The sequence below is a fragment of the Methylobacterium sp. M6A4_1b genome (assembly GCF_053345175.1).
The window spans coordinates 57,050-70,591 of sequence record NZ_JBKEZQ010000004.1 but is presented as its reverse complement, the minus strand read 5'-3'; the positions used below and the strand labels follow the sequence as shown (position 1 = coordinate 70,591).

Sequence of the window (13,542 nt, the reverse complement as noted above, 5' to 3'; positions counted from 1 at the left end):
ATCGACGTCGACCTCGTGAACCTAGCGAGACAGCTTTTGTTCCGTTGCGTTGCACAATTCAAGCCACGTTCAGGAACTTTCTCGAAGCGGGACAGAAGTGCACGCTTTCCACACCTCGGCACCGTTCGAACTTCGCTCCTAAGCCGTTCGGATCAGGATCACACCCTCGTTCGCGTCGAGGACGATACCCGCGTCGAGCATCCCGCCGGTGCGAGCCGCATGCGTCGACAGCAAAACGGACCAGCGGTGTTCCTCCGTGTCGGTGATCACGATTTCCTGCGGCGATGCACTGAAGTTCAGCAGAATGCGGAGCTTTGCGGCGTCATCCTGGCGTTCATACACAAACACGGAATCCGTAGTCGCGGGCGAACTCCTGAACGTCCCGATCGCGAGCGCGGTGTGATCACGGCGCAGGCGTAGCAGGCGACGATACAGGGTGAGCAGCGACCGCGCGTCGTCGCGGTGGGATTCGACGTTGCGAATGCCGGCGTCCGTACTCTGAGGAAGCCAGGGTTCACCCGTGCTGAAGCCGGCATTCGGAGAATCGTCCCACTGCATCGGCGTGCGTTCCGGGTCGCGCCCGTGGCCCGGCTCGTTGCGCTCCCACGGGTCCTGCACGCGCTCCGGCGGGATGGTCACCTGAGCAAGCCCGAGTTCATCGCCGTAATAGAGCGTCGGCGTACCACGCAGGGTGAGGAGCAGCATCGCTGCGACGGCGGCTTGTTCGGCGCCAACACGCGCTGCGATCCTTGGCTGATCGTGATTGCCGAGGACCCAGTTGGGCCATCCGCCCGGGGGCAGGGCCACCTCGTAGGACACCACGAGGTCGGCCACCGAACGCGCGTTCCACGGAGTCTGGATGAGCTGGAAGTTGAAGGGCAGGTCGACGCCTGCAAGGTCGGCACCATAATATGCCACCAGACGTTCCACCGGGAGATAGATTTCGCCGATCAGTACGCGCTCGCCGTAAGGGGCGAGCACTGCCCGCATCTCCGCGATGACGTCGAACACCTCCGGTCGGTCGGCCGAATAGACTTGAGCGAAGCGGTTGATCTCCGCTTGTCCAGGTCCGAAACTTGGATTTTCCGGATTATCCCGGAATCCATCGTCTTTCATCAGGTGCCAGATCACGTCGACGCGGAAGCCATCGACGCCGCGGTCGAGCCAGAAGCGAAGCGCATCGTGCATCGCGGCCCGAACATCCGGGTTGCGCCAGTTCAGATCCGGCTGCTCGCGCAGGAAGGCGTGGTAATAGTATTGTCCGGTGACCTCGTCGCGGGTCCAGGCGGGGCCGCCGAAATTGCTGATCCAATTGTTGGGTGGGCCCCCGTCGGGGGCCGGATCACGCCAGATGTACCAATCGCGCTTCGGGCTCGTGCGTGACGCCCGGCTCTCCGCGAACCATGGATGTGCGATCGAGGTATGGTTCGGAACGAAGTCGAGGATCACCTTGAGGCGGCGAAAATGTGCCTCGGCGATGAGCGCATCGAAATCAGCCAGAGTCCCGAACAGCGGATCGACGCCGCAGTAATCGGCGACGTCGTAGCCGAAGTCGGCCATCGGCGAGGGATAGAAGGGCGAGATCCAAACGGCATCGACGCCGAGCCAGGCGAGGTAGTCGAGCCGACGGGTGATTCCGGGTAAATCACCGATTCCGTCACCGTCGCTGTCCTGGAACGAGCGGGGGTACACCTGATAGACCGTGCCGTGCTTCCACCAGACCGTGTCCGCCATGCCACCCCTCCGGCGACGCGTCCAGGTCGCGCCAGGGGCGGACCCTAGCGGCTGCTGACACGTTTCGCGACCCATCGCCGGACGATGTCGTTCAGACAATATTCGAACGTGGTGTGGTCTCATTCCCGTGCGGTTTGGCTGAGACTGTCGGGCAGCGTAGGACCGGCTCCGATTTAGGACGCAGGTCGAGCGACAGAAATATTCACCTCAGTGAGGGCATGCTCAGGCAAGCAAGGTGCGGCACTCTGAAGAAGTAGAGATTTCTCAGGATTGGTGAAGTGCGGAATAACCGCCCCGGCGCCAGGATTGGACGCCAAACCACCGAGATCTCGCGAACGCGGAACTGCATCGGATCGTGACACGCGACGACGGGGACGAGGCCGTGCGCGGAACGTGTGTGTCGAAGGGAATGACCCCCCGGGGTTGTCATCCTGAACACGCCTTCCAAGTTTCACGGCCGAGAAGGGGGACTTGAGACGTGCTGAACGACAAACTCATCGGACGAGACAACGCCGACATCGCTGCGTCCATGGCCGGCCCGGACGGGACGGGGCGGACAAGCGCCGCCCTCACGCAGGAACGGGCCCGGCCGGTGGCAAGGCCATCCGGCGACGCGGTGGCCGACCTGCGCGAGGCCATCCTCGCGAAGCTCGCCTACGCCGTTGGCAAGACGCCCCGGACCGCCCGCGAGCGCGATTGGTTCGCCGCGACAGCGCTCGCCCTGCGCGACCGGATCGTCGATTCGTGCCTCGACGGTGACGCGTCGATCCCGAACAAGCGCGTCTATTATCTCTCGCTCGAATTCCTGATCGGGCGCCTTCTTTCGGATGCGATGAACAATCTTGGCCTCGTCGAAACCACCCGTGCGGCCCTGCGCGAGCTCGGCGTCGAACTGGGCGACGTGGAAGCGACCGAGCCGGACGCCGCGCTGGGCAATGGCGGCCTCGGCCGTCTCGCGGCCTGCTTCATGGAGAGCATGGCGAGCCTCTCGATTCCGGCGATCGGCTACGGCATCCGCTACGACCATGGCCTGTTTCGGCAGTCCTTGGAGGATGGCTGGCAGAAGGAGGCCCCGGAAACCTGGCTCGCCGAGGGAAACCCTTGGGAATTCGTACGACCCGAGGCGACCTACGTCATCGGCTTCGGCGGTCACGTCACCATGTCGTCGATCTCGGAGGGTGTGATCCGCCGTCACTGGCAACCAGCCGAGACGGTGCGAGCCGTGGCGCACGACGTACCCGTGGTCGGCTGGCGCGGACGCCACGTGAACACGCTGCGTCTCTGGAAGGCCGAGGCCGAGGCACCCGTCGAACTCGCCCGCTTCAACGGCGGCGACCATGTCGGTGCGGTTGCGAGCCGGGCGCGCGCCGAGGCGATCTCGCGGGTCCTCTATCCGAGCGATTCCTCGATGGAAGGGCAGGAACTGCGACTGCGGCAGGAATACTTCTTCACCTCGGCCTCGCTCCAGGATCTCGTGCGCCGTCACGTGGCGGAGCGCGGAGACCTCCGCTCACTGCCCGACCACGCAGCGATCCAGCTGAACGATACGCACCCCGCCATTGCGGTACCGGAGTTAATGCGGCTCCTTCTCGAGGATCACGGCTTCAACTGGGAGGATGCCTGGTACGTCACCACCCACACGCTCGGCTATACCAACCATACGCTCCTGCCCGAGGCGCTGGAGACTTGGCCGGTCGAACTGATGGAGCGAGTGCTGCCGCGCCATATGCAGATCATCTACCTGATCAACTGGATGCACTTGGAGGAGCAGGGCAAGCAGGGCCATGGCTCCGCAGAAAAGCTCGCCGCTGTCTCGCTGATCGACGAGACCCACGGAAAGCGAGTTCGCATGGGCCATCTCGCATTCCTCGGTGCCCGACGGGTGAACGGCGTCTCCGCCTTGCACACCGACCTGATGCGCTCGACCGTCTTCAAGGACCTGCACGCCCTCGACACCGACAAGATCGTCAACAAGACCAATGGGATCACTTTCCGGCGCTGGCTTCACAACGCCAATCCGGAGCTCACGGCCCTCGCTATCGAGGCGGTCGGACCGGAGGTGCTCGACTCACCCGAATTGCTCACCGGGCTCGCTGAGGTCGCCTCGGATCCGAACTTCCAGTTTCGCTATGCCGCCATGCGGCGCGCCCGGAAGGTCGCCCTGTCCCAGGTCGTCGCGGATCGCACCGGGATCAGCATCGACCCGTCGGCTCTCTTCGACGTGCAAATCAAGCGCATCCACGAGTACAAGCGCCAGCTTCTGAACGTGATCGAAACCGTCGCCCTCTATCAGGCGATCAAGGCCGATCCGAAGGCTGATTGGACGCCCCGGGTGAAGATCTTCGGCGGCAAGGCCGCGCCGAGCTATGTCCAGGCCAAGCTCATCATCAAGCTCGCCTGCGACGTCGCCAAGGTCGTGAATTCCGATCCCGACGTGGCAGGCCGCCTGAAGGTGGTCTTCCTGCCGAACTATTCGGTCAGCCTGGCCGAGGCGATCATCCCGGCCGCCGACCTCTCCGAGCAGATCTCGACCGCCGGGATGGAAGCCTCCGGCACCGGCAACATGAAGCTCGCCCTCAACGGCGCACTGACGATCGGCACCCTCGATGGCGCGAACATCGAGATCCGGGACCATGTCGGCGCCGACAACATCTTCATCTTCGGTCTGGATGCGGCCGGAGTGCAGGCCCGGATGGCCGAGCCGAACTACGCAGAGGCAGCGATCGCGGCATCGCCACGCCTGAAGGCCGCCCTCGACTTCATCGCAGTCGGCGGCTTTTCCCCCGAGCAGCCCGATCGGTTCGGGCCGATCGTCGACGACCTGCGCCACAACGACCGCTACCTCCTGACCGTCGATTTCGACGATTACTGGCGGGTACAGCGTTTGGTGGACCAGGCCTGGAAGGATCCGAAGGCCTGGTGGCGGACGGCGATCCTCAACACCGCGCGGATGGCATGGTTCTCCTCCGACCGTTCGATGCGCGAGTATGCCGAGGAGATCTGGCGCGTCCGTCTCGGCTGATCAGAATGGCCCGGTTCCCGCCGTGGGAACCGGGCTCGTGAAGGCCGGCACCCCAGAACGAAACAAGGCGCATCCCGTCGGCTCGGGAAGCGCCGTGTTTCGTTCTGTCACTTGGAGCGGGAAGCGGCAGGTTTCAGATGCCTGCGTCGATCAGAATGGGATGGCAGCGCGCGCCCGTCGTGGCTGCGAGGACCTCGACTGCACCCACCGTCGAAGCGTCGCCGGCGACGTGGACGACGTCGGTGCTACGCAGGCACGGAAGGTGCGCCGTCAGCGGGCCAGGACGAACCTCCGGCGGACGCTGGCGGGTCCGGTCCGAGACCGTGACGATCCGGGTCACGCCGGTCGCGCGCAGCCAGTCGAGGGCCGGGCGCATGTAGAGGTCCAGGGGATTGCGCGCGCCGACGATGAGAATGATCTCGCGGGCGGGCTCGATGTACCGTGCCGCATGCGCGATCGACCAGATCGGGGCAAAGCCCGTCTCGGCAGCGACCAGGACGAGGCGTCCGCCCCCGGCGCGATAGAAGCCGCGGCCGACAGGACCTTTCACCTTCACCGGATGGTCGAGCTCCAGGGCGTCGACGAGTTCATGACCGAGACCGAAGCCTTCCCGGTCCTGGCGGATGTGGAATACCAGCTCGTTGAGTTCGGCAGATCCATCGACGCGCAGCGTTGGGCTCAGCGTGACGGGTGCGAAGTTCTCGAAGGTCACGTCGACGCCGTGACCCGGCTCCAGGGCGAGGCGGCGGGTGATCGTGACCACGACCTGGAAGGTGTGCGGTCCGAGCGCGACGATTTCGGTGACCGTGCCGCTCCGTTTCTGGACGGCGGTCGGACGGCTCGGCAGCACGAGGCGCGAGGGCGGCTCGATGGCCGCCGCTCGGGGCAGCGAGAGCTTGATGGCCTCACTGCGGTGGGTACGGCTCTGCGCCCTGCGTGGGGCAGGGCCGGATCCCTGGCCTCCAGGGCCGGTCAGAGGGGCGATCATCCCATCGGCGAGGGCGGCCTCCATCGGGGTATCCCCAGTGGAGATGCGCACGGACTTGCCGTTGACGACGAGCGAGCAGCGGGCGCTCATGGTCGTCCTTCAGTGGTGGGGAATGGGACGGGCGGCGTTCGGCCGGGTCGAGCGACGACCCTCACGTCTCAGCGCGGTTCGTTGAGTAGATGGTCGACGAGAGCCGCCCAGCGATCGCGAACCGCCTGGGCTTCCGGTGTCAGCGGTTCGGCGCCGTCGATGCGGCTGATGCAGGCGCGAAGGCGCTCGGATTCTCGCCGCTCGGCCCCGAGGACGGCCTTCATCACCATGACCTCGGCCTTCAGCCGGGACACCTCGCCGGACGCGGACACCGGCATCGCTTCGGTCACGGGGACCGGACGAACCTGAGCCTCCGGAACGATCGGTGTCGGTTCGGGGGCGGCGCGGAGCGGGCGCGCCATCAAGCGCCGGACGAGGCCGGTGTCGATCTCGTCATCCACGATCCGCAACGCAGCCTGCGCCATGACGCCATCTCCCTCGGCCCGCGCATCGCGCCGTGCCGCCCGCACATCAACTCGAGGCTGAGAATGGAGGATCATGGTTAAGGGAGGTTTAATCGAATGCCGCCCAACGCGAGCATCCGGGCAATCTTTCTCAGGCGGCTTCCGGCGCCGCCCCGAGCAATTGCCTGGCCTGGAGCATTGACATCGGTTCCCCGAAGGCAAAGCCCTGAGCATAGTCGCAACCCAGCTCGAACAAGGTCTGGGTGTCGACTTCCGACTCCGCGCCCTCGGCGATGATCGACAGTCCAAGTTCCTGAGCCATCTTCACGATGGAACGCAGGATCGCCGTCTGCCCCGTCGCGATCTGACGCACGAATGACTGATCGATCTTGATCGTGTCGAACGGGAAGCGCTGCAGGTAGGACAATGCGGAGTAGCCGGTGCCGAAATCGTCGAGGGACAGGCCCGCACCAAGGTCGTGGATGCGGTGGAGCATCTGCGCCGCGTATTCGGGATTCTCCATGACCAAGCTTTCGGTCATTTCCAGCTTCAGCGAGCCGGGGATCACGCCGGAGCGGGCCAGGATCGTCTTCACGTCGTGCAGCAGATCGTGGCGAAGAAGCTGACGCGAGGAAACGTTCACGGAGGCGAAGATCGGCGGGTCCACGTCGAGGGAACGTTGCCAGGCGGCCAGTTCCAAAGCCGTGCGCTCCAGGGCGAAGATGCCGAGATTGACGATGAAGCCGCTCTCTTCCGCGATCGGCAGGAAGGTGGCGGGTCCGATGCGGCCGAGCTTGGGATGGTCCCAGCGCAGAAGCGTCTCGAAGCCCGCGACCGTGCGGTCTTCGAGGCGGACGATCGGCTGGAACAGAACCTTCATCTCGTTACGATCGAGAGCCCGGCGCAGGTCGGCCTCCAGCATCAGCCGGTCGCTGCGCTCGTTGCGCATGGTGGCACGGAACACCTCCGTCCGATCGCCGCCGCCGCGCTTGGCCTGGATCATGGCCATCTCGGCATTCTTGAAAACCTCCTCGCGTTTCAGGTTGGCGGCACCCTCGTGGAGGGCGAGACCGACCGAGACCGTCAAAAAGATTTCGCGGTCGGCATAGGTGATGGGCGTCGCGATCGCTTTGCGGATCATTTCCGCAAAGGCAAGGATGCGGTCGGGCTCGCGCTCGGACAACAGGATCAGGGCGAACTCGTCGCCGGCAACCCGGGCCAGGGTATCCTGCGGTCTGAGCAAGCGCCCGAGGCGACGTGAGAGGGTCAGGAGGATCGAGTCGCCGGCCGACAGGCCAATGGCGTCGTTGATCGCCTTGAACCGATCGATGTCGAGGACGATCGTGGTCGGTCGAAGGCGCGGATCCTGGCTCGCGAAGGCCAGGGCCGCGTCGAGGCGATCGTAGAAGAGTTCGCGGTTCGGCAGGCCGGTGAGGCTGTCATGGACGGCGTCGTGGAGCAGGCGTTCCTCGGCTGTCTTGACCTCGGTGACGTCGCTGATCGTGCCGACGACGCGGATGACCTCGCCGTCCGAGCCGATCACCGGCCGCGCCTTGAGGCGGTACCAGTAGTACGGGCCGGCTGTGGAGCGCAGGCGAAAGTCGTGAACGATCCGGCCGCGGCGCTCCTCGATGACCGTATCGAGGGCCGCGGAGTAGCGCTCGACGTCGAAGGGATGGACGAGCGCGAGCCAATTCGCTGCTGGCCCTTCCAGGGCGCCGCGCTTCAGGCCGAGCTGCCCCTCGATTTCCTGGCCCGCGAAGACTCGGTCGCCCGGCACGTCCCAATCGAACACCACGTCGCCGGCGCCGGTGAGGGCGAGGGCACGGCGCTCGGTATCGGAGACCAGGGCGTGGGTCAGGCCGCCGCCCGCGAAGGCGTGCTGCATCACCGTGAAGCCGATCAGCATGACGATCAGGACGAGGCCGCCGATCAGGGCGGGCTGCACGAGATCGCTGCCGATCTGCCCGGTAATGGCGAAGCCCGCGGCCACGACCCAGACGAGGAGCAAGCACCAGGTCGGAACAAGCAGGATGGCCCGGTCGTAGCCGTTATGGGCCGCGAGATAGACGATCAGCAGCAGGCCGACACCGGCCACTGCCGCGATGGAGATGCGGGCGACGCCCGCGGCGACCGGCGGGTCGAACACCGCGAGGCCGACGAGGCAGGCGAGGAACAGCAGCCAGATGATCGCGACATGGCTGTAGCGAACGTGCCAGCGGCTGAGGTTGAGATAGGCGAACAGGAAGACCAGCAGCGTCGCGCCGAGGACCGCCTCGGTCGAGGCGCGATAGACCCGCTCGGCCACTTCGGTGATGGGAAACACGCGCTGCAGGAAGCCGAAATCGATGGCGGCATAGGCGAGCACGGCCCAGGCCAGGGATGCGGCGGCGGGGAATATGATCGCCCCCTTCACCACGAAGATGATCGTCAGGAAAAGGGCGAGCAGGCCGGCGATGCCGATGATGATGCCCTTGTAGAGCGTCAGCCCGGTGGATTTCTTGCGATAGGCTTCCTGGTCCCAGAGATAGACCTGGGGGATGTTGGGGCCGCGCAGCTCGGCCACGTAGGTGACCGTCGCGCCGGGGTCGAGCGTAATGACGAACTGGTCCGCTTCCGGATTTTCGTCCCGTTCGGGCCGGATGCCCTGGCTCGCTGTGATGGCCGCGATGCGGGAGCCACCGAGATCCGGCCAGATCACACCCGAGCCGACGAGGCGGAAGTGCGGTGCGACGAGGACACGGTCGACCTGCTCGTCGGTGTCGTTGGTCAACGCGAACACCATCCAGTCGGGCCGGGCCCCGGTCTCGCGGGCCTTCACGACGATGCGGCGGACGATGCCGTCCTTGCCAGGGGCAGTGGAAATCTGGATCAGGTCGCCGTCCGAACGATAGCGCTCGATCATCGGCGTGAGGTCGATGGCAGGCGCGTCGAGGGTGACGCGCACGGCCTCGACGGCATGCGCCGGACCGCTGACGATCAGTGCACAGAGCAGCGCCGCGACGAGGGCCGGGACGAAGGCGGCGAGGACGAGGGCGATTCTACGCAACGGGCGAGTGTTCCGGCCGGGCGAGGCATGATCGACGGAGGCAGGCGAAGGGATACGGCTCAGCTGTGGATCCAGTCGTATCGGTGGGGGTCGCAGCGAGCAAGGCGACAGGCCGCCCTGCGCGACGGCGTTCACCGCTTCTGAACTGTGACGCCGAACGATTTCGATCGCCCGCCTTTGCGGCCAAAACAAGCCGCATCGGCCGGACTCAGGCCGCCGTCAACGCCGCCTTGATGCGATCGAGGGTCGGAAGCTTCTTGATGGGGCCGATAGCGGCCAGGGTGGGGGCACCCTTCAAAAGGCGCTGACCGGCCAGACGGACGTCGTCCACGGTCACTGCATCCACCTTCGCGATGACCTCGCTTGCCGGGATGACGCGGCCCCAGGCCAGGATCTGCCGTGCGTTGCGCTCGATGCGGCCGCCGGGCGTCTCAAGGGCGGAGAGCAGAGCGACCTTTAACTGCGCCTTGGCCCGGGCGATCTCGATGGTGTCGGCGTCCGCAGCGGCGCGGATGGTGGCCTCCAGCGTCACGTCCATCAGCTCGGCGAGATCGCCACCGGAGGTGCCGGCGCCGATGCCGAACAGGCCGCAATCGTAGAACGCCCAGTGGAAGGACTGGATCTCGTAAGCGAGGCCGCGGGTCTCGCGCACTTCGTGCCACAGGCGGGAGGTCAGGCCGCCGCCGAGGACCTGCGCGAAGATGTGCACGGCGTAGTAGTCGTCGTCGCGAAACGAAAGCCCAGGCAGGCCGAGAACGACGTTGGCCTGCTCCAGCTTTCTCGGCAGCCGCTTCTCGCCACCGCCGTAGATCCCGGGCACGGTTTCGGGCGCCCGACTCGGCTTCATGGCGCCGAAGTAGCGCGCCGCCGACTCGACGATGCGGTCATGCCCGATGGCGCCGGCGGCGGCGAGCACGATGCGGTCGGGAGTATATTCCCGCGCGATGTAGGCCTCGATCGCGTTACGGTCGAAGCTGTTGATCGTCTCGGGCGTGCCGATGATCGGCCGGCCCATTGGCTGGTCGGGGAACGCTGCTTCGGTGAAGGCCTCGTAGACGACGTCGTCGGGGGTATCCTCGATTGCCGCATGTTCCTGCAGGATCACGCTCTTTTCGCGGGCGAGGTCGCCGGCATCGAAGACGGAATCGGTGAGGATGTCGCCGATGACGTCCAGGGCGACGCCGGCGTCTTCGCCAAGGACGCGCGCGGTGTAGCTCGTACCCTCGGCACTCGTCGCTGCATTGATGTCGCCACCGACATTCTCGATGTCCTCGGCGATGCGGCGGGCGGAGCGGGTCTTCGTCCCTTTGAAGGCCATATGCTCGATGAGATGGCTGAGCCCACCTTCATCGGCGCGCTCGTGGCGCGAACCGGCGCCGACCCAGACGCCCAGGGTCGCCGTCGCCACGCCTGGCATCGCCTCGGTGACCACGGTGACCCCGTTGTCGAGCTTGGTGATCTTGAGATCGGGCGAAGCACCATGCGTGGCGAAGTGCTGGTTCATGAGCGGTCACGCTCCCTTGGTGATGCGGGCGCGTTCGCGGATGAAGGTTTCGACCGCGCCCTGATCGTTGGCCACGCGCGAGAAGGTCTCCTCGCGGTCCATCAGATCGGCGAGATGCGGTGGTAATTCGGGTCGCCGACCGCCGATCGCCTTCGCGACCGCGTCTGGAAACTTGGCCGCGTGCGCAGTGGCGAGCGCCACGACCGGGGTGTGCGGATCCTGGCGCAGAAGCTTGCGCGCCGCGTGCACGCCGATGGCGCTGTGCGGATCGATGACATGCCCGGTTTCCGCGTGGGTCCGGGCGATCTCGGCCATCACCTCCGGCTCCGAGACCGCGGCTGCATCGAACTCCGCCCGAACGGTTTCGAGGACAGCCGGATCGAGCTGGAAACCGCCCGACTGCTTCAGTCCGGACATGAGCCGCCCGAGACCAGAGGAATCACGGCCGAGGGCCTCGAACAGCAGGCGCTCGAAATTCGAGGAGATCTGGATGTCCATGGAAGGGGAAGTGGTCGGCTGCACGCCGCGCGTCTCGTAGGCGCCGTGCTCAAGGGTCCGCGCAAGGATGTCGTTGGCGTTGGTCCCGATCATCAGGCGCTCGACGCCCAAACCCATGCGCTTGGCGACCCAGCCGGCAAGAATGTCACCGAAATTTCCCGTCGGAACCGCGAACGAGACCGGGCGGTGCGGCGCACCGAGTGCCACCGCCGAGGTGAAGTAGTAGACCGCTTGGGCGGCGACGCGGGCCCAGTTGATCGAGTTCACACCTGAGAGCCGGACGTCATCGGCGAAATCGGCGTGCTGGAACAGCGCTTTGACGATGTTTTGGCAATCGTCGAAGTTGCCGTCGATGGCGATGGCATGGACGTTATGCGCGCCCACCGAGGTCATCTGCCGCCGCTGCACCTCGGAGACCCGGCCTTCCGGGAACAGGATGAAGATGTCGACCTGATCGAGGCCGCGGAAGGCCTCGACCGCCGCGCTGCCGGTGTCTCCGGACGTGGCGCCCACGATCGTGGCTCGCGCCCCGCGTGCCCGCAGGACGTGGTCCATCAGCCGCCCGAGAAGCTGCATGGCCACGTCCTTGAACGCGAGCGTCGGGCCGTGAAAGAGCTCCAGCAGGAACAGATTGTCGTCGAGCTGAGTGAGTGGGCAGACGGCCGGATGCCGGAAGGTGGCGTAGGCCTCCTCGATCATCCGATCGAGGTCCATGTCGGCGATCTCCCCATCGATGAGGGGGCGTAGGACGGTCTTGGCCGCGTCGGCGTAACGCACGCCCGCGAGCCCGGCGATGGTCGGCGCAGCGATCTGTGGCCAGGTCTCGGGCACGTAGAGGCCACCGTCTCGCGCGAGGCCGGCGAGCAGGGCATCGGAAAAGCTGAGGGGCGCCGCGGCGCCGCGGGTCGAAACGTGAAGCAAGGGGGCCTCCGGGAAGGCGCTCCGTCTACACGATGTCGGCGGGCGTGTCGAAAGGCTTGGGTGGGCCTAGGCGTTGCTGCCCGGCGCCTTCACCAGGCGGCATCCTGTGATCCGCCAGGCCCCGTCCACCTGCTTCTCGAGACTGTAGAGGGCGGCCCAGTCGGTGCCGTCGGCGTCCTGCAGGGTCACACCGAGGGCGAGGCCGTCGTCACCAGCCTCCTCGATGCGATCCACGCTGTAGCGACGGGTGCGATAGACGGCAGCGTAGCCTTGTCGGACCATCGCGATAAAGGTCTCGGGCGAGGGAAACATGCTCTGGATGGCAGGCGCGGCCTGGGCATACGCGGTCGCCGCGTCGTCACGCTGAAAGGCGTCGATCTGCCGCTCGACCGTAGCCTTCGCGGCGTCGCGGGCTGCAGCATCGACAGCGAGAGCCACCGACGGGCTCGTCAGCAGGAAGAGGAACAGGAGGACGGTGCGCATGGGACCCACTTCGGATGGTGACCGCTGATGCGAACGTTACCTGGGTCACGATCCGGCCGAAGCAAGTTTTCAGCCGCTCCCATCACAAGGGCACAGCGGCCGGATCCTCGTGAAGTCGGCGCCAGGCAAAGACTCCGAAGACGCCGAGAAGGCACGCAGCGATACCGAACCAAGTGAAAGCGTATTGAAGGTGGTTGTTCGGCAGATCGACACGCAATTGCCCGCCCTTCGGCCAGCCACCCGGATTAGGGGTTCCATCGGCCTCGACGAGGTAGGGAAGGGGGGCGCCGATGCCGCGGGAGGCGCTGATGCCGGCGATGTCACGATTGAACCATTCGTTGCGGACGGGGTCCGGAGCCGGCACGAACATCGTCCGCGGCTCGGACCCGCGCAGAATGCCGGTGACAATGGTCAGGCCCTCGACCTGACCGGCCAAACGGTTTGCAGGCGCCTTCAACTCTGTGGGCACGAAGCCCCGGTTGACCAGAACGGTGTCGCCATCCCGAACCTGAAACGGTGTCAGGACGTAGTAGCCCTGGAGCGCGCGCCCCGGCACTTCCCCTGCCGCGAGCCCATGAACCAGCGTCTCTTTATCATGCTGGAAGCTGCCGGTGACCCGGACCCTGCGAAATTCATCCCGGACAGGGTCCCAGTTATGAGGAGCGGGGAGTGTGCCCGGTGGCTCGACCTTCGAGCGTGCCAAAATCCGGGCGATCAGTGCCTCCTTCTCGCCCTTGCGCTCGAGTTGCCAGACTCCGAGCCCGAGGAGAATGGCGAGGCAGACAAGGGAGACGAGGCTGGGCGCCAGGATGCTGCGCCAAGCGCCGGGGCGAAGGGTCGAAGCCATGG

9 protein-coding genes are annotated in these 13,542 nt (G+C 65.8%); 1 reads left to right on the top strand and 8 read right to left on the bottom strand.

The annotated features are described in order from the left end of the window. Window positions 1–138: 138 nt before the first annotated feature. Entirely contained in the window at window positions 139–1,734 is a 1,596-nt protein-coding gene (locus ACLBWX_RS05735; protein ID WP_447676116.1) for an alpha-amylase family glycosyl hydrolase, read from the bottom strand. A gap of 529 nt (window positions 1,735–2,263) precedes the next feature. On the opposite strand from ACLBWX_RS05735, the gene ACLBWX_RS05730 reads away from it, so the two are divergent. Beyond that, window positions 2,264–4,756, top strand: coding sequence for a glycogen/starch/alpha-glucan phosphorylase (locus ACLBWX_RS05730; protein WP_447676302.1), 2,493 nt, complete (start codon window positions 2,264–2,266; stop codon window positions 4,754–4,756). 133 nt (window positions 4,757–4,889) lie between these two features. On the opposite strand, the gene ACLBWX_RS05725 is transcribed toward ACLBWX_RS05730, so the two are convergent. The 7 genes from ACLBWX_RS05725 to ACLBWX_RS05695 form a co-directional block, all read right to left on the bottom strand. Then, entirely contained in the window at window positions 4,890–5,834 is a 945-nt protein-coding gene (locus tag ACLBWX_RS05725; protein ID WP_447676115.1) for a ferredoxin--NAD(+) reductase, read from the bottom strand. A gap of 68 nt (window positions 5,835–5,902) precedes the next feature. Further along, the gene (locus ACLBWX_RS05720) at window positions 5,903–6,259 is read right to left on the bottom strand and encodes a hypothetical protein (protein WP_447676114.1); all 357 of its coding nucleotides are present in this window, start codon (window positions 6,257–6,259) and stop codon (window positions 5,903–5,905) included. A gap of 130 nt (window positions 6,260–6,389) precedes the next feature. Further along, window positions 6,390–9,287, bottom strand: coding sequence for an EAL domain-containing protein (locus ACLBWX_RS05715; protein WP_447676113.1), 2,898 nt, complete (start codon window positions 9,285–9,287; stop codon window positions 6,390–6,392). 208 nt (window positions 9,288–9,495) lie between these two features. Further along, window positions 9,496–10,791: a M16 family metallopeptidase gene (locus ACLBWX_RS05710; protein ID WP_447676112.1), complete on the bottom strand. Its 1,296-nt coding sequence runs from the start codon at window positions 10,789–10,791 to the stop codon at window positions 9,496–9,498. 6 nt (window positions 10,792–10,797) lie between these two features. Beyond that, window positions 10,798–12,210, bottom strand: a complete 1,413-nt coding sequence (gene thrC, locus ACLBWX_RS05705) for a threonine synthase (protein ID WP_447676111.1) — start codon at window positions 12,208–12,210, stop codon at window positions 10,798–10,800. Window positions 12,211–12,276: 66 nt separating this feature from the next. Beyond that, complete coding sequence (locus ACLBWX_RS05700; protein ID WP_447676110.1) at window positions 12,277–12,693, bottom strand: DUF4864 domain-containing protein; 417 nt, start codon at window positions 12,691–12,693, stop codon at window positions 12,277–12,279. A gap of 82 nt (window positions 12,694–12,775) precedes the next feature. Beyond that, window positions 12,776–13,540 (bottom strand): SURF1 family protein, encoded by a 765-nt coding sequence (locus ACLBWX_RS05695; RefSeq protein ID WP_447676109.1) that lies wholly within the window; start codon window positions 13,538–13,540, stop codon window positions 12,776–12,778. Between the last annotated feature and the right edge of the window lie 2 nt (window positions 13,541–13,542).

Bases quoted from the DNA above. Each gene is read 5' to 3' on its own strand.
- ACLBWX_RS05735 (WP_447676116.1), bottom strand. From the start codon at position 1,734: ATGGCGGACACGGTCTGGTGGAAGCACGGCACGGTCTATCAGGTGTAC.
- ACLBWX_RS05730 (WP_447676302.1), top strand. From the start codon at position 2,264: ATGGCCGGCCCGGACGGGACGGGGCGGACAAGCGCCGCCCTCACGCAG.
- ACLBWX_RS05725 (WP_447676115.1), bottom strand. From the start codon at position 5,834: ATGAGCGCCCGCTGCTCGCTCGTCGTCAACGGCAAGTCCGTGCGCATC.
- ACLBWX_RS05720 (WP_447676114.1), bottom strand. From the start codon at position 6,259: ATGGCGCAGGCTGCGTTGCGGATCGTGGATGACGAGATCGACACCGGC.
- ACLBWX_RS05710 (WP_447676112.1), bottom strand. From the start codon at position 10,791: ATGAACCAGCACTTCGCCACGCATGGTGCTTCGCCCGATCTCAAGATC.
- ACLBWX_RS05700 (WP_447676110.1), bottom strand. From the start codon at position 12,693: ATGCGCACCGTCCTCCTGTTCCTCTTCCTGCTGACGAGCCCGTCGGTG.
- ACLBWX_RS05695 (WP_447676109.1), bottom strand. From the start codon at position 13,540: ATGGCTTCGACCCTTCGCCCCGGCGCTTGGCGCAGCATCCTGGCGCCC.